The sequence below is a fragment of the Streptomonospora wellingtoniae genome (assembly GCF_031845375.1).
Classification (GTDB): Bacteria; Actinomycetota; Actinomycetes; order Streptosporangiales; family Streptosporangiaceae; genus Streptomonospora; species Streptomonospora wellingtoniae.
In genome coordinates this window covers 51,190-72,426 of the sequence record NZ_JAVREK010000016.1, presented here as the reverse complement: position 1 = coordinate 72,426, position 21,237 = coordinate 51,190, and the positions used below count along the sequence as shown (strand labels likewise).

Sequence of the window (21,237 nt, the reverse complement as noted above, 5' to 3'; positions counted from 1 at the left end):
GGCGCGCGCTGAAAAACGTTTCAATGAGGCTGGACGTTAGGTGGGTCACAGGATCTGTGTCAAGGGGGTTGTCAGCAAATTTCCCCCTTGTCACAGGGTTCTGCCGCGACGTGCCGGATGTGGTCGGTTTCCAACCGCTGCGGGTGCGGGAGAGTAGGGTGGAGGTAGGTATTGACACGTTTTAATAAACCTGTGATCATGAACGGCCTACGAGCCGTCCGAGTACCGCGGAGAAGCAGCGTTGTCCTCGACCGAAGGCACCAGACGCCCCGTCGGCATCAACGACGTGGCCGCGCGCGCCGGCGTTTCACCCGGCACCGTGTCCAACGTCCTGAACCGGCCCGAGCGGGTCGCCGAGTCCACCCGGCGCCGTGTCGAGCGCGCGGTGCAGGAGCTCGACTACGTGCGCAACTCCTCGGGCCGCAGCCTGCGGTCGGGGCGCAGCGACTCGGTGGGCCTGCTCGTCCTCGACGTCACCAACCCCTTCTTCGCCGAGGTGGCGCGCGGCGTCGAGGACACCGCCGGCGAGGAAGGGCTGGCCGTGGTGCTGCTCAACTCCGGCGAGCAGGCCGCGCGCCAGCAGCGCTCCATCCGGCTGCTGGCCGAGCAGCGCGCCGCCGGTGCGGTCATCATGCCCGTCGACGGCGACACCGCGGACCTGCTGTGGCTGCGCAAGCAGGGGGTGCCCGGCGTGCTGCTGGACCGCGGCGACGTCTCCGACGACATCGCCTGCAGCGTCTCGGTGGACAACCACGCCGGCGGCATGGCCGCCGGGCGGCACCTGATCAACCTCGGCCACGAGCGGATCACCTACCTCAGCGGGCCGGGCGACCTGGAGCAGTGCCGCACCCGCCTGGAGGGCCTGCGGGCGTCGGTCGCCGAGTCCGGCGCCGACCCGGACCAGGTCGTGCGGGTCATCCACACCGCCCAACTCAACGCAGAATCGGGTGAGAAGGCGGTCGAGGAGGTGCTCGCGGGCGGCCCCAAGCGGCGGCCGCAGGCGGTCTTCTGCACCAACGACCAGCTGGCTGTGGGCGTCATCAAGGGTCTGGGGGAGCGCGGCCTCAGCGCACCGTCGGACCTGTCGGTGGTGGGCTACGACGACGTGAACCTCGCCGCTCTGGTGCACCCGGGGCTGACCACCGTCGCCCAGCCCAAGTACGAACTGGGCCGGTCTGCCATGGAGCTGCTGCTGTCGGAGCTCAACGACCCCGACCACAGCCACGTGCGGCTGCGGTTCGCACCGGAGCTCACCGTCCGCGGGTCCACGGCGGCTTACCGCCCCTGAGCAAGGGCCCGGGCCACCCGGCCCGGCCCCGACGCCGACTTCTCCCGCCCGCCTGCGCGGTCGGCGCCCGGCTCGCCCCGGTCGGCTTCCGACCGGTCGCGGCGGCGCCCGCCGCGGGCACGGTGCGTTCGCGGCCGAAAGTCCCCAGTGGGATTAAAGGCCACCGACGGCGGCGAACCTCTTCTTCGGCGTATTGCGCCTGTTCCGTCGGAATTGACACGAAGCGGTCATCGCGCTCGCAGAAGCTCATTCGACGCGGAATGTACGCCGCAAGCATTCTCGCGGCGTTTTCCGGGATTCCCTGTTGCCGCGGATCCCCTTTGCTAGGCTCACCGTTGATTCGGTCGGCCATTGATCGGTCGGCCGAAATGCAACCCGTGCAAGTCCTGTTTCGTGCGACTATTCCGTCCGACCCGAGGGATTTCCTGTTCGGGGGTCCGGTGCCGCAGCGGCTGCCCGCCGCCGGTGCGGCCGCCGGAGTGAATTCCCAGGCAGGAGCGCTCCGAAAGGCGCGGTGGAGAGCGGCCGGGACACTGGTGCGCCCCGCCGCCGGCAGTGATCCTCCGGTGCATTTCCACCGCTGTTACGGGGCCGGCATAACTGGTACCCCCCCTGAATCGAGGAGGCGTGTTGTGGCCCAGCCGCCCTCACCCCCAGGCCGCGACGACCGTCGGTCGGCCATGACCGCAGACGACAACCGGCCCTCCACCGACGGGCGGTTCCGGCGGCTGCTCCGCCGCCTCGGGCTGAGCCGCAGAGATGTGCCGCCGGCGCGGCACGAGCCCCCGGCGGCGGCGCCCGCTCCCCACGCCCTGCCCCAGCCGCCCCCCGGCGCCGGGCAGTGGTATCCCGGATCCGGCGCCCACGTGGCGCAGCCCGCCCTCGTCCGCGAGGACGTGCGGTGGGGCGGGCAGAGCCCCGACGGCTTCGCTCACCGACCGCCCGTGCACGGACAACGCCAGGCGGAGTGGGTGCCCCCGGCCGAGCCGCACGAGCCCGTGCCCGACCCGAACCTGCTCACCGAGGCGCTCGCCGGTCTGGCGATGCGCGACCTGACCATGGTGGAGTCGCTGCTGGACATCGTGGGCAGCCTGGAGGACTCCACCGAGGATCCGGACCTGCTGGCCAAGCTGTTCGAGATCGACAACCTGGCCACCCGGATGCGGCGCAACGGCGAGAACCTGCTGGTCCTCGCCGACCAGGAGAGCGACGACTCCGGCATGGAGCCCGTGGCGCTGCTCGACGTGGCCCGCGCCGCCACCTCCGAGATCAAGAACTACAGCCGCGTGCAGATCGGCCGCCTGCCCGACCGGTTCATCGCCGGCGAAGCCGCCGACGACCTCAGCCACCTGCTGGCCGAACTGCTCGACAACGCCACCAACCACTCGCCCGACCACGCCCAGGTCGTGATCAGCGGCCAGATGATGCCCGACGGCGGCCTGCTGGTCATCGTCGAGGACGAGGGGATCGGTGTCCCCCAGGACCAGTTGGCCGACATCAACAGCCGATTGGCGGGCACCCCGGTCCTGGACAAGCGCGTGATGCGGCACATGGGGCTCTACGTCGCCAGCCGCATCGCCCACCGCCACGGCCTGCGCGTACAGCTGGAGGCGCGGGCCTTCCGCGGTGTCAGCGCCTACACCGTCGTGCCCGCCGAGCAGCTGAGCACGTCCGGTCCCACGCCCGTTCCAGGCGTCCCGACCCAGGCCGCACCCGCCATGGCGGCCGCCTCGCCGCAGCCGTCCGCCGGCTTCCACCGTTCCCCGCCCGCGCCCGGAGCGGTCTCCGGCCCCTCCGGCAGCGGGCAGAGCGCCCCTCAGCCGCAGAACGGTGCGACGTCGGCGGTCACCGCCGCGGGACTGCCCCGGCGCACGGCGCACCAGTCGCCGCTGCGCATGATGCAGGCCGAGGCCTCCGCACCCGAACCCGCCGCGGGCCCCGGTACCGATCCGGCGTCCGGCCCCGAACCCTCCGGCGGCCGGGCCGAGCGGATCCGCGACGAACTGGGCGGGTTCATGGAGGGCGAGCGCGCCGCCACCCGCGAGGGCGGCCGCGCGGAGGGGGATGCACCGTGATCCGCTGCGGCGCAGCGAACGTCCCGCGAACCGCGTCGGCGCCGACTTCCGCGAACCCCGCACGCCTAGCGAGAAGGCTGATAGAGCAATGAGCAACCCGAGCGTGACCGCAGAGAACTTCGCCTGGCTGATCTCCAACTTCGTCGCCGATGTCCCCGGCGTCGACCACGCCGTCGTCGTCTCTTCCGACGGCCTCGTCCTGACCTGCTCCGAGGACTTCCCCGAAGAGCACGCCGAGCAGCTCGCCGCCATCGCCAGCGGCATGCACAGCCTCGCGGTGGGCGGCGCCAAGCTGTTCGCCAAGGGCGAGTGCGAGCAGCTGATCGTGCGCATGCAGCGCGGCCACCTGTTCGTCATGTCGATCAGCGACGGCTCCTGCCTCGCGGTCCTCACCGCGCCGACGGCCGACATGAAGATCGTCGCCTACCAGATGATCCGGCTGGTGGAGAACGTCGGCCACGCGCTGACGCCGCAGCTGAGGTCCGAGCTGCGCGAAGTGATCGGAAACTAGTCGGCGGCCGGGCAGGCCGGGAGCGAATGAAGAGGTTGCCACAGTCATGAGCTACCGCAAGCGAAGGGGCTCGCGAATCCGCCCCTACACGTTCACGGGCGGGCGGACCAGATCACGCCACCCCCTCATGGTGCAGACCCTCGTCTCCACCGCCGATCCCAGCAACGACGCTCCCGCGAAACTCATGCCCGAGTCGCAGCGGATCTATCTGCTGTGCCGCGAGACGCGCTCCGTCGCCGAAGTGTCGGCCGAGCTCACGATCCCGCTGGGTGTGGTCCAGGTGCTGCTCAGTGATCTCGCCGAGCTGGGACTCGTCTACATCCATCCCACAATCACGGGCAACAGCCCGTCGGAAAACCAGGTTCTCGAGAGGGCGCTCCGTGGTCTCGAACGACTTTTCCAGTGACATCCCGAACAAGATGTCGACCAAGATCGTCATCGCCGGCGGTTTCGGAGCGGGCAAGACGACCCTGGTCGGCTCGGTCTCGGAGATTTCCGCTGTGACGACCGAGGCGGTCATGACAGAGGCGAGCGTCGGACACGATGACACCTCCGCCACCCCGCAGAAGGTCACCACCACCGTGGCCATGGACTTCGGGCGGATCACCGTCGATCAGCAGCTGATCCTGTACATGTTCGGCACGCCCGGCCAGACCCGGTTCTGGTTCATGTGGGACGACCTCGTGCGCGGCGCCGTGGGTGCGGTGGTGGTCGTCGACTGCCGTCGGCTGGCCGACAGCTTCGAGGCCGTCGACTACTTCGAGACCAACCGTCGCATCCCCTACGTCGTGGCGCTGAACAGGTTCGACGGCCAATTGGAGCACTCGGTCGAGCACATCCGCGAGGCGCTGGAGATCGGCGCCGACGTGCCGATCCTGGACTTCGACGCCCGCGACCGCTCCTCAGGCGGAACGGTGCTCAAGTCGCTGCTCCGGTACGCGCTGTCGACCAACGCCGCCGCCGCGCCGGTGGGGTGACCGCTGTGTCGGCGCTCCCCGGCCGGCGCTCATCGCAGACTTCCCGAGAAGGACAACGTTCGTCTACCCCGAGCCGTTCAACGTCTCGCTGCGGGAGGCCGCCGCAATGGACCCGCGCCAGCGGATCGCGCTGGAGCTGGTCTGGGAGGCCGTCGAGGACACGCGGCTCCCCGCCGAGCGGCTTCGGGGGGCGGTCGCTGCGGTCAACGGCGCGGAGTCGGCGGTGATCTCGGGCGCACACGGCCGCGGGGCTCGGCCACACCTCGCCCGAGACGGTCGAACTCCGCCGATCTTGTAGCTGTCGTGAATGCAAGCGATTGCCATTCACGATAGCTACAAGATCAACGGTGCTGTGCCGGGTGTTGCCGCGGCGCGAGCCTCCCGGTCACTGACCGCTGCGCGCCGGCCGGCCGGGCCACCACGTCCGCGGGCCGGCGTCCAAGGCGAGCGCGGGCACCAGAAGGGACCGCACGACGAGTGCGTCCAGCAGTACGCCGAACGCGACCAGGAACGCGAGCTGCACCAGGAACAGCACCGGGATCACCGCCAAGGCCGCGAAGGTGGCGGCCAGCACCACCCCCGCGGAGGTGATGACCCCTCCGGTGGCGGTGAGCGCGCGCAGCACCCCCTCCCGGTGGCCCGCGTGCACCGCCTCCTCGCGCGCCCGCGTCATGAGGAAGATGTTGTAGTCGATGCCCAGGGCGACCAGGAACACGAACGCGAAGAGCGGCACGACCGGGTCGGCTCCGGGAAACCCCAGAACACGGTTGAACACCAGCGCGCCGACGCCCAGAGCGGCCGCGAACGACAGCACGGTCGTCGCCACCAGCAGCAGCGGCGCGACGACCGACCGCAGCACCACGACCAGCACGGCCAGCACCACCGCCAGCACCAGCGGGACCACGACCACGAGGTCGCGCTGCGCGGTCTCCAGGGTGTCGAGCATCACCGCGCTGGGGCCGCCGACCAGCGCTCCGGCGCCGGGCACCGCACGCACCTCCTCCCGCAGCCCCCGGACGATCTCCACTGCGCGCGCCGACTCCGCGGGGGCCTCCAGGCTCGCCTCGACCAGAACGCGTCCGTCGGCGACCTTCGGCGGCCCCGCGGGGGCGTCCGGCCGCTCCTCGGCGCCCGCGGGCGGTCCGCCTCCTTCAGCCACCGGACGCGCACCGCTCACGCCGTCCACGCGCTGGGCGGCGGCCGCGATCTCGTCGGCCTTGTCGGCGTCGGCGACGATCACCGCGGGCGCCGATCCCGCGTCGTCGCCGAAACCGCGCTGCAGAACCTCCTGCCCGCGCACCGACTCCACGTCGGTGCGGAAGACGTCGGCGGTGGAGGTGCCCTCCGCCTGGAACGACGGGACGAACGCCGCGCCGGCCAGCAGCACCAGAGCGGTCACCGTCCACACGGCCCGCGGCCGGCGCCCCACCGCGCGGGCGACCCGCCCCCACAGCGGGTGCCGGGCCCGGCCGCCCTCCCCGCCGCCCGCGCTGTCGGCGTCGGCCACCGCGTACCGGGGCCGGGCCGGCCAGAATGCGGTGCGGCCGAGGAGCAGCAGGACCGCCGGCAGGAACGTCAGCGCCGTGGCCATCGCCGCGCCGATCCCCAGCGCCGCCACCGGCCCCAGGCTGCGGTTGGAGGCGAGGTCGCTCGCGAGCAGGCAGAGCACGCCCAGGACGACGGTGCCGCCCGAGGCGAGGATGGGGGCGGCGGTTCCGCGCACCGCGGAGGCGAGGGCGGGCGGTGCGCTGCGGTGCTCGGTGAGGGCCTCGCGGTAGCGCGCCACCAGGAGCAGGGCGTAGTCCGTGCAGGCGCCGACGACCAGGATGAACAGGATGCCCTGGCTCTGTCCGTTGAGGGTGAGCCAGTCCGCCGCCGCGGCGGCGTAGACCGCGGCGGCCGCCAGCGCGAGGGCCAGCACCGCCGCGGCGATCACGGCGACCGGGAGGATCGGCGAGCGGTACACGGCGACGAGGATGGCCAGCACGGCGGCCAGCGCGACACCCAGCAGTGTGCCGTCGATGCCGGCGAATGCCGCGGAGATGTCCGCGGCGAACCCCGCCGGTCCGGTGACCAGCACCTCGGTGCCGTCCTCGGTCGAGCTGTCCGCCACTTCCGCGCGCAGCAGGTCGACGGCGGCGGTCTCCTCCATCCCGGGATCGAGCGGAACGATCAGTTGGGCGACGCCGTCGTCCTCGGTACCGAAGAGCGGTCCGGCGATCCTCCCGCCGACCGCATCGGATTCGGCGATGGCCCGGGCGTCGGCGCGCACGGCCGCGGGGTCCACGCCGTCTTCATCGGTGTAGGCGACGAAGGCTGGCGCGGCGTCCTGCTCGGAGAAATCCTCCTCGATCTCGCTGACCTCGGTGGACTCCGCCCCCAGCGGAAGGAACGCCGACTGCTCGTTGGTCTGCACCTCCGAGAGCCGACCGACGTACGAGCCCAGCGGGCCCGCCCCCGCGATCCAGGCGAGCGCCACCACGATCGCGGCGCCGGTCCACACGCGCCGCCTCCAGGGCGATCGGGAGGCCTCCGTGCGATGGGCGGAACCGTGGACCATGGCCGACCTTTCGTTGAAGGGACAGGGAACGAGTCGGGAAGCACGATAGTAACTCGATAATCAAGTTATTTGGAAATCAAGACATCTGGCCTCTGGTTGCCCTCGTGCTGCGGTCCGCGGCCGGCATTCCTAGCGGAGACGGAGCACACTTCGGCCGCTATCCCGATGCGGGACCGCCTACCGCCTACCGCCGCCCGAGCCGCGACCGTCGGAACCGGCGTGCGCGAGCGCATCCGCCGGGCCGGGCTGCGGCCGAAGGCCTCCTAGACTCACCGGGGACGACAGACACGGGTCGGCCCGCCGCAGTGCAGGCAGAGCGTGAGGAGAACGATGGACGGTGCACCGGGCGAGGACGGCCGGGGGCACGGTGCGCCCGGACATCCGCGCGAGGCCCTCTACCACGCCATCCAGCACGACGGGCAGCGCCTGGCCGCCGGGCTGATCCGCCTCCTGCACGCCCTGTCGGCCGACTCCGACCTCAACCCGACCGACTTCCAGTGCTACACGCTGCTCAGGGTGGGCGGGCCGATGACACCCGGCGAGATCGCCCAGGGGCTCCGCCTGACCACCGGCTCGGTGACGATGGTCGTCGACCGCCTCGCCGAGCGCGGACTGGTCCGGCGCGAGCGCCACCCCGACGACCGGCGCAAGGTCGTCGTGGTTCCCGCGGTCTCCGGTGCCGTGCGCACCGGGACCCCGACGGGGCTGGGGGCGGCGATGAGCGCCCTGCACGACCGCTACACCGAGGCCGAGTTGGAGACCGTGGCGGCGTGGCTGGGGCAGGTGGCGGGCGTACTGGACGGGGTGGCCGCCGGCGTCGGCCCCGGGCCGCCCGGGGCCGCCTCCCGGGGCGGGCACGCGGACCGCGGCGGTCCGGGCGCGGAGTGAGCCGCGGCTCGCGGGGCGCCGCCGCGCGCTCGCCCGCTGAGCGCCGCCCGCGCCGAAGGGCGACTCAGTCCGGACCGCGCTCGGGCGCCTCCTCGGCGGGGGCCTGCGAGCGCTGCGTCTCCTTCGGTCCGGGCCGGCGGGTCGCGCCGACGCTGGCGGCGACGACGCAGCCGATCGCCAGCCACTGCCACGCTGACAGGAACTCACCCAGCAGGACCAGCCCGACCAGGGCGGCCGCCGCCGGCTCCAGGCTCATCAGGATTCCGAACACCCGCGGCGGCATGCGGCGCAGCGCCTGCATCTCCAGCGTGTAGGGCACCACCGACGACAGTAGGCCGATCGCCAGCCCGATCAGCAGCAGCTTGGGGTCCAGCAGCGCCGAGCCGCCCGCGGCGATCCCGGCCGGGGCGATCAGGACCGTACCCGCGACGCTGGCCACCGCCAGCCCCGACATGCCGTGGAACCGTCGCCCTGTCGCCGCGCTGAGCAGGATGTAGCCGGCCCAGGCAGCGGCGGCGAGCAGCGCGAAAAGCACGCCGGCCAGAGTGATGTCGCCGTCGCTGCGGCCCAGCAGCACCACGCCGGCGCCGGCCAGCGCCACCCAGAGCAGGTCGATCCTGCGCCGCGACCCGATCACCGCCACCGACAGCGGGCCCAGGAACTCGATGGTGACCGCGATGCCCAAGGGGATGCGCGCGAACGACTGGTAGATGGCGAAGTTCATGGTCGCCAGGCACACGCCGAAGCCCACGGCCACCATCCAGTCCGCGCGCGTGCGGCCGCGAAGCGCGGGCCTGGCGAGGGCGAGCAGTACCACCGCCGAGGTCAGCAGCCGCAACCACACCACCGCGCTCGGTGGGAGCACGGCGAAGAGCCGGCTGGCGACACCGGCGCCCGCCTGCACCGACAGGATGCCGACGAGCACGAACCACGTCGGCGGCACCGACTCCCCGGCCGCCCGCAGCAGGCCGGTCCCGCTGGACAGCCGCGCCCAGATGGGACCACCGGATGAATTCACCGCCGCGTTCGCGCTCACAGGCGCCCATCTTAGGCGCCCCCCGTCCGGCCGCGCCGCCCCGCCCGCCTCGATCCGCCCCGGCAGACCGCCGGTACGCCGCCGGTGCGCCGCCGGGCCGACCGGGACACGCCGAGGTTTCGGACACCCGGTTGCACGGAATGCTGACCTTCACCCCGCACGGCGCGGGCGGAGGCGGAACGAGAAGCGAGGAGCCCATGGCGTTTTCGGTGACCTCCGAGGTGGGACGGCTGCGGCAGGTGATCGTCCACCGTCCCGGCCTGGAGCTGAGCCGGCTCACCCCCTCCAACAACGACGCGCTGCTCTTCGACGACGTGCTGTGGGCCGAGCGGGCGCGCGAGGAGCACGACGCCTTCACCGCACTGCTGCGCTCGCGCGGGGTCGCGGTGCACCTCTTCGGCGACCTGCTGCAGGAGGTGCTGGCGCTGCCGGAGGCCCGCGCCTACGTGCTCGACTGCATCTGGGACCAGCGCTTCTTCGGCCCGATGGCGGTCGACGCGCTGCGCGCGGCGTTCGAGGCGATGGACCCCGCCTCCCTGTGCCGGTACCTCATCGGCGGCATCACCAAGCGCGAGCTGCTGGAGCGCATCGAGGAGCCCCGCTCGGTGTGGTTCCACACCCTCGGTCCGGACGAATTCGTGCTGACGCCGCTGCCCAACCACCTCTTCACCCGCGACACCTCCTGCTGGATCGGCGGCGGGGTCTCGATCAACGCGATGCGCAAGAAGGCGCGGCGCCGCGAGACCATCCACTACGAGGCGGTCTACCGCTGGCACCCGCTGTTCGCCGATGCCGCGTTCGAGCTGTGGAACCCCGGCCACGCCTGGGGGCCGGCCACCATCGAGGGCGGCGACGTCATGCCCATCGGCAACGGCTCGGTGCTGGTGGGCCTCAGCGAGCGAACCCAGCCCCAGGCGGTGGAGATGCTCGCCCACGAGCTGTTCGCCCGCGGCGGCGCGCAGCGGCTGCTGGGGCTGTGGATGCCCAAGGCGCGCGCCATCATGCACCTCGACACCGTGATGACGTGCGTGGACCGCGGCGTGTTCACCAAGTACGCGGGCCTGGGCATGCTGCCCTCCTACACCATCGAGCCCGGCGACACCGACAAGGAGCTGAAGGTCACCGACAACCCGCCCGAGCGCATGCACGCCGCCATCGCCGAAGCCGCCGGGCTGGACGAGGTCACCGTGCTGACCCCGACCCAGGACGTGTTCTCCTCCGAGCGGGAGCAGTGGGACGACGGCTGCAACGTCTTCGCCCTGGAGCCGGGCACGGTGGTCGCCTACGAGCGCAACGCCGCGTCCAACACCTACCTCCGCGACCGCGGAGTCGAGGTCCTGGAGATCAGCGGCAGCGAGCTCGGCCGCGGCCGCGGAGGCCCTCACTGCATGACCTGCCCCCTGGAGCGCGACGACTGAGCGCGGGCGGCGATCCAGGGTCTCAGATTGGGCTGATGGGTGAAAGTCACCATCTGCAGCGAGGATTCTCCGCATGCCTTACCGAGCAGAGTCTCCAGAAGAGAGAGATCGCTTCGCTCGAACTCTGTCAGCATCGAGGACGTGAGCCGACCCCTACCTGGCCCCCGAGCTGACGGCGCAGCGCCCCGATCCGGTGGCCCTGGACGTGTACGGCCTCGGCGTCGGCCGGACTGCTGGAACTCCAGCCGTGGCTGACTCGGTGGCACGACGAGTTTCGACATCACCTACAGCGGCAGTCCCGCAGCGTTCCTCGCCAACTACCGGCAGCAGATCCAGGGCGAGCACGGTCTGACCGACGACGACCTGCGTCAGTGGCGCCCCGCCAAGGCCACCCGCACCAAGCGCACCGCGAAGCGGTAGAGGGAGAAGCATCTGGGGGCCGGAAGCTGCGCTTCCGGCCCCCAGATCGGACATGGTCAGCGAACTTCAGCGGCGGTCACCCAACAGGCTGCGGCAATGGGGCGCGTGGGCGCGAAGCGCTGGGAGCCGGCTTGCCGCCGAGCGCACGCCGCATTTTCGGTGCAGAGCCGAAACCCCGGCGGGGCCCCGGCTGCAACGCTTCCGACCGGTACCTTCCGAACCACTCGATCGCCGCGGCCAGCTCTGCCGCATCGTCGCCGCACAGCAGTACCATCGCGCGGGTGTGCGCCGCCCAGTACTGACCGGTCGCCTTGCCGTACCAGATCGTCCAGCCCAGCGGTCGGCAGGTGCGGCGGAGACTGGCCAGCTCCCACCGGGTGGTCGCCTCGCGCTCTGCTGAGGTGCGTGTCCCCATCACGATTGCTCACCCTCCCGGCGCGGGTGCGGGCACGTGCTCGGCTGCCTCGACAGCTTGGTGCGCAGCGCTTCGGCATCGTCAGCGCGGACGACGTCGGCCGCGCCTTGCACCGCCGGGGGCGTGTGGGTAGCGATGAAGGTCGGCCGCCACTGCTCGCTGTGCAGTTCGAAGATGAGGTAGTCAGGGAAGTCGGCGCGCAGTTGCCGGAGCTCATCGCTCGGCCAGAGGTTGTATCCCGGCACGGCGGTCACCGGAGGCTCTCGGCCATCGGAGCGGGCGCGCTGTCGCGGCCCGGCTGGGTGGCCCAGCGCAGCTCGAAGAACATCCCCGGCCCGCGCCCGCTCTCGAAGCGTCCCCACCGGTCGGCGAGGACGCTGACGAGTAGCAGCCCGCGCCCGCGCTCGGCGTCGGGGTCCGGCGCGGCGACCGGGAAGGAGGGCGGGGCGCCTCCGGCGTCGCGGACCTCCACGCGGAGCCGGCCAGGGGAGAAGTAGGCCCGCACGTAGAAGGCTCCGCCGTCGTGACCGCTGGCCGTGTGGATCAGGGCGTTCGTGGCGAGTTCGGAGAGCAGCAGCCGCGCGGTGTCGGCGGTCTCCTCGGGGACGTCGGCGACGTTCATCCGGACGTCCAACCAGCCCCGAGCGGCCTTCACGCTCGGCGGCCGCCCGTCGAATCGAAAGGAACATCGCCGCACCCGGAACCGCCGCGGGGGCGGGGATGTGGGGGCGATAGCGTATGTCATGAGTCCTCACCTGCTCTTTCAGGTTGTGGGCTAAGGCCCTGGTTCGGTGTTCCAGCACCGGCCAGGGCCGCTTTTGTGCGGCGCGACTCGAAGTCCGTCCTGCACAACCAACACAGTGGACTTCACCGGACTCTATGGGCAATGCATTCCACTTGACCGGCGCATTTTGTGGAAAGTGGTGGTGGTGTGCGGAACGACCGGTGTAGTCTTGTGAACATGGTGGAGAAAGTTCACTCGACGTGGGCTCGGTTCGGGGCTGAAGTCAGGCGGTCACGCCGGATTGCAGGTGGTTCACAAGACCAACTTGCGAAGAGCATCAACATCTCGCCGGCGATGATGAGCTCACTGGAGCGAGGGACAAGAACACCGAAACGGGAGCATGCGGAAGCGATCGACGCGGTGCTCAACACAGGCGGGAGCCTCTCGCGTCTGTGGGTGAACCTCATGAACCAAGAGGATGTCCCTGAGTGGTTTCGTGAGGTCGTTGTTCTTGAACGACAAGCCACGGAGATCCGCGAGTATCAGATGGCCCTTGTGCCCGGCTTGGTGCAGACTGCGGACTACGCGCGGGCCGTGTTGCGTTCAGGTCGTCCTTGGTATCGCGACGCAGAAGTGGACCGTCTAGTTGAATCCCGGATGAACCGTAGCGATATCCTTGCCAAGGATGATCGGCCGCTATTCTGGACAGTTCTGGACGAGGTGGTGGTGCGACGTGTCGTCGGAGATGACCAGGCGATGCGGGGGCAGTTGGCCCACCTGCTGAAGCTCATAGGTGATCAGCAGATCCAGCTTCAGTTGGTGCCGCATGAGACCCGGTGCCATCCAGGGCTCTCAGGTCCGTTTCGCGTTATGGCCTTCCATGGCCGTCCGACAGTTGCCTATGCCGAGCATGCGATGGGCGGAGAGCTCATCGATGACGAAGACCAAGTCCGGGAGTCCACGACGATCTTCGGAGCTCTCCAAGCGGAGGCCATGTCGCCGACCGCGTCTGCTGATCTGATCCGAGTAATCCTAGGAGAACTCGATGCCTGATGGTTTGAGCTGGCACAAGTCCAGCTACAGCGGGGCTCACGGCGGCAACTGCGTCGAAGTAGCCGAGTGGTACAAGTCCAGCTACAGCGGCAACCAAGGAGGCCACTGCGTCGAGGTCGCCGACTGGCACAAGTCCACCCATAGCGGCGGCAACGCAGGCGCCTGCCTCGAACTCGCCAACACCCCCCGCCACATCCACATCCGCGACACCCAGCACCGCGACCTGGGCCACCTCACCTTCCCCGCCTCCTCCTGGCACGCCTTCCTCTCCACCCTCAAGGCCGAGGACATGTGACGACCAGGGTGTGGGCATCCAAACGATGTCCACGCTCGATACCGGAGGCAGGAACCCTCCGAGCCTCTCCGGCATCGGCCGCCACCGAGACTGTGCGATCCGGTCCGCGGCTGTGGCACAGTGAGCGTCCGGCCAGTCCGGTGGTGAATTTGCTGGAGGCGTGTGTGGGGTGGCGTCGAAGGTCGGTCGTGGTGCTGATCCTGCTGGTCGGCGGGGCCACGGTCGGCCTGGCATCGGTGGGCGCCGACCGGGTCCCGTTCACAGCGCGGGAGTCCGGGCTGGCGGACCATACGCTGCCGACCCTGCTCTACTGCGGCCTGCTCACGCTGCTCGACACCTACTTCGGATGGTGTGTGCTCCCTGTGCTCCTGGGTTATGGTGCCGCGCGTTCGGCGAGGCAAGCCGCGGGCGTCGGTGCGGCGTTCGCCGTCGTGGCGCTCACCGTCTACACGGTCGGGAGCCACCTCGCGCAGGTGGCCGATGCCCGGGCGTGGGCGGCCCGCGACCGGCCGTTCCCTTCGCCGATTTCCGAGCCGAGCGTGCTGGACACCGCTGTGGGGCTGGTCCTATCCCCGCTGCTCCCGATCGCCGTCGCCGGTGCCGTACTCGGTGCCCTCGCCGGCTACCGCGCCCGGCGGTGCCCGCTGCTGATGCTGGTCTTGGTCGCGGCGATCGCCCTCGACATGTGGCGGCGCGCGGACACCCCGTGGCTGAGCGTCGCCAACGGTCTTGCGAACGTGCTGCTGGTCGCGGCGGGGATCGCGGTAATCGCCTGGACGGTGGCCGCGGCGATCTCGACCAACCGCCGCGTCCCGGGAGCACCCTCCGGCGAGCCGGTAAAACCCGTTCCGGTACGCCTGAAGGACGCACGGGGCCGACGATCGTGCTGAAATGCCCGGATCCGGCGCTCTATCCGGGCGTTTCAGCAGTCTGCATAGCGGCGAAGCGCTGACGAACACGCGGGGTGAAGCTGCACGTAGCCGAGGAGGAGGCCGACGGCGAAACCCCTGTGTGAATTGACCGGTCGGCGTGGCCTGAGGCGGCCAACCCCGCCTTTGGACGTTTCCCCGCGTTCGTCACCGTCCGTGTGTAGCGTTCCAGCTCTCACCCCCCCCAGCGCCGAGGAGCAGGCCATGAGCTACGGCAACGTCCCCCCGCCTCCGCTGCCGATCCCCCCGACCGGCCCGCCCAGCAAGCCCGGCATGTCCACCGGCGCGCAGCGCGTGGTCCTCCACCAGCCTCATTTTCAAACCCACGGATAGGGAGCATCACGACGATGGACGTCACCCTCGGCATCGGCATCGGCAGCCTGGCCGCCGCAATCATTGCGCTGTTCGCCCTGGGCATCTCGATATACAGCGCTGTCATCAGCACCAAGAGTCTCGGAGCATCGACTCGTTCGGCCCACGCTGCCGAGCTTTCAGCCGGTGCGGTGCAGCGTTCCGCGGACGCCGACGAGGAGATGGTGCGGCTCGCGAAGTCCAACGCCGACCGCCCCGAGGTGCCGTGGCACTTGATCAAAGAAGGTCGGAGCTACCGCCTCATGAACAACAGCGACGAAGAGGCCAGAAACGTGGAGATCAGCGGGAGTGTGATGGCAAGCGACTTCGAGAACGGGGACGCCATACCCGCCCGATCGGCGATCCGGCTGCTCGATATGCGCACCTTGGCAAGCAGCGACCCCTTGTCCGTCACATGGTCGCGTCCAGGGAGGGATGAACGCCTGGGCCCATGGACCCAGCCACTGTGATGGCCCAGGCTCGAAATGCAGATGCGGCTACAGGGCCGGCTTGCTGTCGCGGGTCTCGTGCATCCACTCCAGCGACCCGCGGTTCAGGGCCTCCTGGGCGAGCCGCTTGGCCGAAGCCGTCTTCAACTGCTCCAGGGAGGTGTCGATCCACGCCTGCGTCTGCCCGCCCCGCTGCTCGCGGTATTCGACCGCTTGGAGCAGGCACTCCAGTTTGTCGGCGTCGCGCGCGCACACCGCTTCGGGGCTCTGCCGGTCCTCGTATTCGGCGACGGCGCCTTTCACCGCTGAGGCGACCTCTTCAGGCAGGCCCGCAACCTGGTCCGCAGTCACCTCGGGGTTGGGCGCAGCTTTCAGGTAGCGCTTACCGAGGTAGGGGATATCGGTAACGCGGGTTTCCTGGGAGTCGTGGAACGCGGCGAGGAACGCGGCGCGCTGGGGATCTGCTCCCTCCATGGCGGCGATGACGGCGGCGGCGATCGTGGTCCGGTAGGCGTGGTCGGCGATGGACTCGGCGTCGGCGACGCCCGCGACCACCCACCCGGTGCGCTTGTACCGCTTCAGCATCCCGGCCTCGTAGAGGAAGTCAACGACGCGGGTGTCCTGCTGGTCTGCCATGTGATCCTTTCTCACCGCCGGTGGATGATCCGTAGAGCGTAAAGCACCTCGTTGAGTTCGCGGCGCGACTGCGGCGACATCGCGCCGTCCTCGTCGAGGATGCGCTTGGCGGCGCTGCTGAGAGCGGTGCCGCGGGTGGGGGTGATCGCGTCGGGTTTGCGGTGCACGAGCGACCACAAGCTATGAGCGACCACGTCCACGTAGGGGTTGCCCGCCACGAGCTTGGCGGTCAGATGCTCCAGCAGCCGGTCACCGTGCCAGGCGCCGAGATCGACTTCGATCATGAACGTGTCGTCAAGCTGGGGATCGGTGAGTTCCCCGAGCCAGTACGCCCAGTAGTTCAGGTTCGCGATCTCGCACTCGTCGGTTTCGACGTGGACGCCGATGAACTGCGGCAGAGCATCGGCGTCGCCCTGGCGGGCCAGCGTGTGGGCGCCGGAGCGCACCACCGCCCATGATGGCGTCCATTCGTCGGAGCGCAGCCGCCGCTGCTCGGTGCGCTGCATCACCGCCAGCCACTCGACCGTTTCGCTGGACTGGTCGTAGCCGGCGACGTAGTGGGCCTGGCGGCGCAGCAGCGCCCCTTCAGCTGTGTCGGGTGCGGCCTGCTCGGCGGCGTCGCGCAAGTGGTCCATGACGTGGCGGCGTTCGTCGGCGGCCAATTGGGGGCCGGGCGGTGCGGGGCCGCGGCGGCGCACCGGTGCCTCGGCCAGTGCGGCCGGGGCGGTGCCGGTGAAGGTCCAGCCGAGGAGGTCGGTGAAGGGGCGGGTGATGACCCAGCTCGCCAGCGGGTGCCCGTCGAGCTCGATTGGGCCTTCGCTGCTGAGGACGTAGCCGATGAACCGGTCGGCCTCCATCGCCGTATCGAGCTGGGGGAGCAGCCGCGGCGATGCGCCCGACCGCAGCAGGAAGTGGCGTATGCGCAGGTAGGTGCCGGCCGAAACCGCCGTCAGTGGGCGGCGGCCTGACTCCCATCCCTGCACCGTGGTCACGTCCACCCTCAAGCGTTCGGCGAGGTCTTCCTGTGTGGAGCCCAGGACCTGCCGGATGACCTTGAGGACGTAGCCGGCGATGCGGCCTTCGCGGTCGCCGTGGAGCAAACCCTGACCGGCGGTCGGGGTAATACCGTGGGGAGTCGGCATCAGGTCCTCCTGACCTGCAATTACCCGTACTGGCGGTCACTGCCGCCGTAGCTCTGGGCTGCGTAGCGTAAGCACCACGATAGACACCCATCATTGCAGGCGGCGAAATGATGATCCCTGAGAACGACCTGGCTGACGTCGGCTCAGTGCTCGGCGACGGCTGGACGGCATCCGCAGAGACGACGGGCACCATGGTTGCCGTGCTGGAGGGCCGGTGGCGTGTGTGGCGTTCGGTCGACGAGCGCGGTCGGCATGCTGCCTGGTGCGCCACCAACCTCGACCCGGCCAGCGACCGGGTACCGACCCTGCACGCCACCACCCTGGTGGGCCTGGCGCGGCAGCTGGACAACCCGCCGCAGGCCGTCGGGCTCGGCCCTTCCCCGGAGGCACTGGCCGTCCACGCCGCAGGGTTGCGGCCGTGACGTGGCCATACCGCTACATCGGCGGGAACAACGGCGAAGTCGAGCTACCCGAGGGCATGGCTGCGGACTTTCCGGCTTGGGAGCTGCGCAGGTTCCGCTGGTGCGGCGACGAGCGGTGGGCGGTGCGGCGTCACGTGCCCCCGCCACCCGAAGCCCGCGGGGTGGCCGCGTCGTGGGTGGGCTGGTCCGACGAGGAGCGGATCCGGGTCTGGCTGCGGGGTCAAGACCAGGTGATGGCCGACGAGCGCATATACACGTCCGCGCCGCCGCCCTGACGGCTCACCACGCCCGCGCCGGGTCTCCCTACCCGGCCGACCGCCCGACTACCCCGAATCACCTCCCGATACGGGGGCATCCTGCCAATCGCCTCAGCTAGGAGAACTACCATGGCGCAATGCGGACCGTGCAGCGGCACGGGCATCATCTGGGAATCCACCGACGGCGACACGGGGAAGAACCCGTGGAAGTCCCGGCAGCCGGTCACCTGCCCCCACTGCAACGGAAGCGGACAGCGATGACGCCCATCGACAATGCGTTCAGGGCCGTGGAGCGGACCGCATTCATCCCCGACCGCGTCTGGCCCCGCACAGGGCAGCCGCCCCTGGACCGCGCCGAGCGCCCGCAGGAGTGGGCCGACCTCGTCGACTCAGACGCCTCCGTCGTCACCCAGGTCGACGACGGCCAGGACGGCGGTATCGGCCGGCCCACCTCGTCGTCGTCGGCGCCCGGGGTCATGGCCCGCATGCTGGAGGCGCTGGACGTGCGCCCCGGCATGCGGGTGCTGGAGATCGGGACCGGAACCGGCTACAACGCGGCGATCCTCGCCGAACTGGTCGGCCCCGCGGGGATGGTGACCACGGTCGAGGTTGATTCCGCGGTGTCGAGGCAGGCGCGCACCAACCTGGAGGCGGCCGCCCCCGCGGTGCGGGTGGTTACAGGCGACGGCGAGCAGGGCCACCCGCCCGGCGCGCCGTATGACCGGGTGATCGCAACGTGCTCGGTGACCCGCATCCCGCCCGCGTGGCTAACTCAGGTGGCCGAGGGCGCGGTGATGGTCGCGCCGTGGATACCGTCGCCGGACATGCCCGGCGGTGTCCTCGCCCGCCTCACCGTCCAGGACGGGTCGGCGTCCGGCCGATTCGTCGAGCACACGTCGTTCATGCTGCTGCGCGCCCACCGCTGGGACGGCGAGGCGCCGCACGACTTCGGCGCCGACCCTGACGAGGAGGCTCGGGCCAACACCGACCCGCGCGAGACGGTGCTCGACGAGGACGCCGGCCCCGCGCTCGCGCTGATGGTGCCCGGCTGGCGTGTGGGGATGCGCCACCCCGCACCCGGCGCTGAGCACTATGTGTGGGTCTCGGCGACCGGCAGCGCGTCGTGGGCGCGGCTGCACGGCGACGGCCGGGTGGAGCAGGGCGGTCCGCGCCGCCTGTGGGCGGAGTTGGTCGAGGCCCGCCAATGGTGGGTCGAGCACGGTTGTCCCGGTGTCACCGACTTCGGGGTCACCGTCGACGTCGACGGGAGGCACCGGGTGTGGTTGGGCGGGCCGGATGGGCCGTCATGGACCCACCCCGGTACGACCGCGTTCGGCTGACCGCTGAAATGACGACTCGCCGCGCCATCCGCCGGGGGCGGTCCGCCCCCGGCTGACCCGGCCGGTAGCCTTCACGCATCCTGTACCACAAGTAATTAGGATGTGACAAGGCGTTAGTACGCGTTGTTCGTGTCGGTTCCCGCGGCAGCCACCTCGCCCGCGCCATGGTCGCCGAACTGCTGGGGGTGCCGCGCCCGCGGTAAACCGGTTACGTCCTCCGGGCCGCCGAGCCGAAAGGATCAGTACCGCCTAATGCCGCCCTCCCAGGACACCAGCACCCCGCCACGCTCGATGGACGACCTCTCGTCCGTGGATCTCGACGACGTGCTGCACCAGGCCCGCACCCGCCTGGGCCGCGACCTGGTGGGCGCCGCCGCCCACTACGGCCGGGTCAACGGCACCGCGGGTTTCCGCACCGACGCCGGCACCTGGGTGCGCCTGTCCTGGCGGCGCAACACCCGTCTCGACCCGTCCGCCTGGCTCGGAACCGAGGCAGCGGCGGCGGCGATCAGCGATAGCGTCCCGCGCCCCGGCTGGATCGCCGCCGCCACCTGGTCCGATCCCGATCGTGGCGTGGTGTGGCGGGCCGAGGAGACCACCCTGGCTCCCGCCCCCGCGCTCTCGACCACCGGCGAGATCACCACCGACACCCCTCTCCACGGACAGTGGTGGAACGCCTTGGTGACCGCTCTGGAGGCCCTCGCGGCCCACACCACCGACCGCACCGCCCTCGACCACGCCCACCTCACGCGCCGCATCCACGAGGTCTACGGCACGAGAATCGACAGCCGCATCCCCGACAACGAATGGGCCTGCGCCCACGGCGACCTGGGATACGCGAACCTCACCGGCCCCGAACTGATGCTGCTGGACTGGGAGAGCTGGGGCATGGCCCCAATCGGATGGGACGCCGCCTGCCTGTGGTCGGCCTCCCTGCGCGTCCCCCATATCGCCGACGAGGTTCTACAACGGTTCGAGGCGGCGTTGTCGACCCGCAGCGGCAGGTTGTGCCGCCTGCTGCTGTGCGCCAACGTCGCCCACGCCACCCGGCGGCTCGGACGCGAACTGCCCGCGACCGGCGCGGCCGCCGCAGCCGCTGAGACCCTCCTGGACGACCTCGCCCGCACACCCTGATACCGCGTCCCGCCTTTCGGACACCCGAGCGGAGGGCTCGACGAACCACTGAACGCCCGGAGACCGAATCCGCGGGCGAGCTGATGACCGTGCTTGAATGGCCGGATCCGGCGCCCGAAGCCGGCCATGCAAGCACGATGGATGCCCTTACGGTCGAGCCCCGGGTTCCGCCCCCTCCACGTCAACTCCGCGCGAACCCGTGGTGCGGCAGCCGGTCGGCCAGCGGCGAGAAGAACCTACAGCTCCAACACCGTCGCCTGCGTCGAGGTCTCCGAGTGGTACAAGTCCAGCCACAGCGGCGGAAACGCAGGCGCCTGCCTCGAAGCCACCAACACCCCGACAACATCCACATCCGCGACACCTAGCACCGCGACCTGGGCCACCTCATCTTCCCCGCCTCCTCCTGGCACGCCTTCCTCTCCACCCTCAAGGCCGAGGAGCTGTGAGCAGACCCCGCCGTCCCTCTCCTCCGCGCCTACATGTGGTGACCGAATAGAGACAATGGGCTGTCCTCAGCTTGCGGGGCCGTCGTGCCGCTGAAAGGCTGAACACCCCGGCAGTCAGCGGACGTGGAGGCCCCATGGCGCGCGCGTGGGAAGCGGACGACAAGGCGCAGTTCTTCCGGCGGTTGGGTAAGACCGCAGCCGAGTTGGGGGACAGCAAGTCCACCCAGGACTGCCCCGACATCTGGGAGTTCGACAGCGGGGATATCGCCGTTATCGGCCGCGATTTCACTGACGTATTTGCGAGTCGTCTCCCGGACGACGTGCGGATCGGCGCCGACGAGCGCCTTGTGGTCATCCCTGGCAACATGCTGAGCGCGGCCAAGCCGGACATCCGCGATGCTTGAGCGAATCTCCGAGATCCCCACCTTCCCCGGCACGATGCTGGCCCGTCCCGCCTACCATGCCGACTTC

At 70.4% G+C, this 21,237-nt stretch carries 24 protein-coding genes; 18 read left to right on the top strand and 6 right to left on the bottom strand.

Annotated elements, in window-relative coordinates; translation table 11 throughout:
* Positions 1-241 precede the first annotated feature (241 nt).
* The 6 genes from RM446_RS15710 to RM446_RS15685 all read left to right on the top strand — a co-directional run bounded on the left by RM446_RS15710 (position 242) and on the right by RM446_RS15685 (position 5,149).
* The gene (locus RM446_RS15710) at positions 242-1,288 is read left to right on the top strand and encodes a LacI family DNA-binding transcriptional regulator (protein WP_311546052.1); all 1,047 of its coding nucleotides are present in this window, start codon (positions 242-244) and stop codon (positions 1,286-1,288) included.
* A gap of 680 nt (positions 1,289-1,968) precedes the next feature.
* The gene (locus tag RM446_RS15705) at positions 1,969-3,363 is read left to right on the top strand and encodes a sensor histidine kinase (protein ID WP_311546051.1); all 1,395 of its coding nucleotides are present in this window, start codon (positions 1,969-1,971) and stop codon (positions 3,361-3,363) included.
* 88 nt (positions 3,364-3,451) lie between these two features.
* Positions 3,452-3,874, top strand: a complete 423-nt coding sequence (locus tag RM446_RS15700) for a roadblock/LC7 domain-containing protein (protein WP_311546050.1) — start codon at positions 3,452-3,454, stop codon at positions 3,872-3,874.
* A 46-nt stretch (positions 3,875-3,920) separates the two neighbouring features.
* On the top strand, positions 3,921-4,280 hold the full coding sequence (locus RM446_RS15695; protein WP_311546049.1) for a DUF742 domain-containing protein: 360 nt from the start codon (positions 3,921-3,923) through the stop codon (positions 4,278-4,280).
* Between the two features lie 13 nt (positions 4,281-4,293).
* Positions 4,294-4,851, top strand: a complete 558-nt coding sequence (locus RM446_RS15690) for a GTP-binding protein (RefSeq protein WP_311546048.1) — start codon at positions 4,294-4,296, stop codon at positions 4,849-4,851.
* 31 nt (positions 4,852-4,882) lie between these two features.
* On the top strand, positions 4,883-5,149 hold the full coding sequence (locus RM446_RS15685; protein ID WP_311546095.1) for a beta-ketoacyl synthase N-terminal-like domain-containing protein: 267 nt from the start codon (positions 4,883-4,885) through the stop codon (positions 5,147-5,149).
* 87 nt (positions 5,150-5,236) lie between these two features.
* On the opposite strand, the gene RM446_RS15680 is transcribed toward RM446_RS15685, so the two are convergent.
* Positions 5,237-7,411: an MMPL family transporter gene (locus RM446_RS15680; protein ID WP_311546047.1), complete on the bottom strand. Its 2,175-nt coding sequence runs from the start codon at positions 7,409-7,411 to the stop codon at positions 5,237-5,239.
* Between the two features lie 330 nt (positions 7,412-7,741).
* On the opposite strand from RM446_RS15680, the gene RM446_RS15675 reads away from it, so the two are divergent.
* Complete coding sequence (locus RM446_RS15675; RefSeq protein ID WP_311546046.1) at positions 7,742-8,299, top strand: MarR family winged helix-turn-helix transcriptional regulator; 558 nt, start codon at positions 7,742-7,744, stop codon at positions 8,297-8,299.
* 64 nt (positions 8,300-8,363) lie between these two features.
* Here RM446_RS15675 and RM446_RS15670 read toward each other — a convergent pair whose 3' ends face one another.
* Complete coding sequence (locus RM446_RS15670) at positions 8,364-9,296, bottom strand: EamA family transporter (protein WP_311546094.1); 933 nt, start codon at positions 9,294-9,296, stop codon at positions 8,364-8,366.
* Positions 9,297-9,532: 236 nt separating this feature from the next.
* Here RM446_RS15670 and RM446_RS15665 point away from each other — a divergent pair, with 236 nt between their 5' ends.
* Positions 9,533-10,753, top strand: coding sequence for an arginine deiminase (locus RM446_RS15665; RefSeq protein WP_311546045.1), 1,221 nt, complete (start codon positions 9,533-9,535; stop codon positions 10,751-10,753).
* 834 nt (positions 10,754-11,587) lie between these two features.
* Here RM446_RS15665 and RM446_RS15660 read toward each other — a convergent pair.
* A complete protein-coding gene (locus RM446_RS15660) occupies positions 11,588-11,833 on the bottom strand; it encodes a hypothetical protein (RefSeq protein ID WP_311546044.1) in 246 nt (81 codons plus the stop codon).
* A 5-nt stretch (positions 11,834-11,838) separates the two neighbouring features.
* Positions 11,839-12,333, bottom strand: a complete 495-nt coding sequence (locus RM446_RS15655) for an ATP-binding protein (RefSeq protein WP_311546043.1) — start codon at positions 12,331-12,333, stop codon at positions 11,839-11,841.
* A gap of 216 nt (positions 12,334-12,549) precedes the next feature.
* On the opposite strand from RM446_RS15655, the gene RM446_RS15650 reads away from it, so the two are divergent.
* The 5 genes from RM446_RS15650 to RM446_RS15630 all read left to right on the top strand — a co-directional run bounded on the left by RM446_RS15650 (position 12,550) and on the right by RM446_RS15630 (position 15,410).
* Positions 12,550-13,365, top strand: a complete 816-nt coding sequence (locus RM446_RS15650; protein WP_311546042.1) for a helix-turn-helix domain-containing protein — start codon at positions 12,550-12,552, stop codon at positions 13,363-13,365.
* Complete coding sequence (locus tag RM446_RS15645) at positions 13,358-13,660, top strand: DUF397 domain-containing protein (protein WP_311546041.1); 303 nt, start codon at positions 13,358-13,360, stop codon at positions 13,658-13,660. Before RM446_RS15650 ends, RM446_RS15645 begins: the two co-directional genes overlap by 8 nt.
* A gap of 188 nt (positions 13,661-13,848) precedes the next feature.
* Complete coding sequence (locus RM446_RS15640) at positions 13,849-14,550, top strand: hypothetical protein (RefSeq protein WP_311546040.1); 702 nt, start codon at positions 13,849-13,851, stop codon at positions 14,548-14,550.
* A gap of 243 nt (positions 14,551-14,793) precedes the next feature.
* Positions 14,794-14,922, top strand: a complete 129-nt coding sequence (locus tag RM446_RS15635) for a hypothetical protein (RefSeq protein WP_311546039.1) — start codon at positions 14,794-14,796, stop codon at positions 14,920-14,922.
* 14 nt (positions 14,923-14,936) lie between these two features.
* Complete coding sequence (locus RM446_RS15630) at positions 14,937-15,410, top strand: hypothetical protein (protein ID WP_311546038.1); 474 nt, start codon at positions 14,937-14,939, stop codon at positions 15,408-15,410.
* Positions 15,411-15,437: 27 nt separating this feature from the next.
* Here the strand turns inward: RM446_RS15630 and RM446_RS15625 are convergent, their stop codons facing one another.
* A complete protein-coding gene (locus tag RM446_RS15625; protein ID WP_311546037.1) occupies positions 15,438-16,025 on the bottom strand; it encodes an HD domain-containing protein in 588 nt (195 codons plus the stop codon).
* Between the two features lie 11 nt (positions 16,026-16,036).
* On the bottom strand, positions 16,037-17,167 hold the full coding sequence (locus RM446_RS15620; protein ID WP_311546036.1) for a helix-turn-helix domain-containing protein: 1,131 nt from the start codon (positions 17,165-17,167) through the stop codon (positions 16,037-16,039).
* A 107-nt stretch (positions 17,168-17,274) separates the two neighbouring features.
* Between RM446_RS15620 and RM446_RS15615 the strand changes: the two genes are divergently transcribed.
* From RM446_RS15615 to RM446_RS15595, 5 genes are all read left to right on the top strand, one after another.
* Entirely contained in the window at positions 17,275-17,589 is a 315-nt protein-coding gene (locus RM446_RS15615; RefSeq protein ID WP_311546035.1) for a hypothetical protein, read from the top strand.
* On the top strand, positions 17,586-17,864 hold the full coding sequence (locus tag RM446_RS15610) for a hypothetical protein (protein ID WP_311546034.1): 279 nt from the start codon (positions 17,586-17,588) through the stop codon (positions 17,862-17,864). Before RM446_RS15615 ends, RM446_RS15610 begins: the two co-directional genes overlap by 4 nt.
* 269 nt (positions 17,865-18,133) lie before the next feature.
* Positions 18,134-19,186, top strand: coding sequence for a methyltransferase domain-containing protein (locus RM446_RS15605; RefSeq protein ID WP_311546033.1), 1,053 nt, complete (start codon positions 18,134-18,136; stop codon positions 19,184-19,186).
* Positions 19,187-19,438: 252 nt separating this feature from the next.
* Positions 19,439-20,320, top strand: a complete 882-nt coding sequence (locus tag RM446_RS15600; RefSeq protein WP_311546032.1) for a protein kinase family protein — start codon at positions 19,439-19,441, stop codon at positions 20,318-20,320.
* 580 nt (positions 20,321-20,900) lie between these two features.
* Positions 20,901-21,170 (top strand): hypothetical protein, encoded by a 270-nt coding sequence (locus RM446_RS15595; RefSeq protein ID WP_311546031.1) that lies wholly within the window; start codon positions 20,901-20,903, stop codon positions 21,168-21,170.
* The last annotated feature ends 67 nt before the right edge of the window (positions 21,171-21,237 follow it).

What these genes read in the sequence shown, in the direction of transcription:
- RM446_RS15680 (WP_311546047.1), bottom strand. Translation starts at nt 7,411, where the DNA reads ATGGTCCACGGTTCCGCCCATCGCACGGAGGCCTCCCGATCGCCCTGG.
- RM446_RS15650 (WP_311546042.1), top strand. Translation starts at nt 12,550, where the DNA reads ATGGTGGAGAAAGTTCACTCGACGTGGGCTCGGTTCGGGGCTGAAGTC.
- RM446_RS15630 (WP_311546038.1), top strand. Translation starts at nt 14,937, where the DNA reads ATGGACGTCACCCTCGGCATCGGCATCGGCAGCCTGGCCGCCGCAATC.
- RM446_RS15690 (WP_311546048.1), top strand. Translation starts at nt 4,294, where the DNA reads ATGTCGACCAAGATCGTCATCGCCGGCGGTTTCGGAGCGGGCAAGACG.
- RM446_RS15625 (WP_311546037.1), bottom strand. Translation starts at nt 16,025, where the DNA reads ATGGCAGACCAGCAGGACACCCGCGTCGTTGACTTCCTCTACGAGGCC.
- RM446_RS15635 (WP_311546039.1), top strand. Translation starts at nt 14,794, where the DNA reads ATGAGCTACGGCAACGTCCCCCCGCCTCCGCTGCCGATCCCCCCGACC.
- RM446_RS15645 (WP_311546041.1), top strand. Translation starts at nt 13,358, where the DNA reads ATGCCTGATGGTTTGAGCTGGCACAAGTCCAGCTACAGCGGGGCTCAC.
- RM446_RS15620 (WP_311546036.1), bottom strand. Translation starts at nt 17,167, where the DNA reads ATGCCGACTCCCCACGGTATTACCCCGACCGCCGGTCAGGGTTTGCTC.
- RM446_RS15700 (WP_311546050.1), top strand. Translation starts at nt 3,452, where the DNA reads ATGAGCAACCCGAGCGTGACCGCAGAGAACTTCGCCTGGCTGATCTCC.
- RM446_RS15665 (WP_311546045.1), top strand. Translation starts at nt 9,533, where the DNA reads ATGGCGTTTTCGGTGACCTCCGAGGTGGGACGGCTGCGGCAGGTGATC.
- RM446_RS15675 (WP_311546046.1), top strand. Translation starts at nt 7,742, where the DNA reads ATGGACGGTGCACCGGGCGAGGACGGCCGGGGGCACGGTGCGCCCGGA.
- RM446_RS15705 (WP_311546051.1), top strand. Translation starts at nt 1,969, where the DNA reads ATGACCGCAGACGACAACCGGCCCTCCACCGACGGGCGGTTCCGGCGG.
- RM446_RS15595 (WP_311546031.1), top strand. Translation starts at nt 20,901, where the DNA reads ATGGCGCGCGCGTGGGAAGCGGACGACAAGGCGCAGTTCTTCCGGCGG.
- RM446_RS15655 (WP_311546043.1), bottom strand. Translation starts at nt 12,333, where the DNA reads ATGACATACGCTATCGCCCCCACATCCCCGCCCCCGCGGCGGTTCCGG.
- RM446_RS15600 (WP_311546032.1), top strand. Translation starts at nt 19,439, where the DNA reads ATGCCGCCCTCCCAGGACACCAGCACCCCGCCACGCTCGATGGACGAC.
- RM446_RS15615 (WP_311546035.1), top strand. Translation starts at nt 17,275, where the DNA reads ATGATGATCCCTGAGAACGACCTGGCTGACGTCGGCTCAGTGCTCGGC.
- RM446_RS15695 (WP_311546049.1), top strand. Translation starts at nt 3,921, where the DNA reads ATGAGCTACCGCAAGCGAAGGGGCTCGCGAATCCGCCCCTACACGTTC.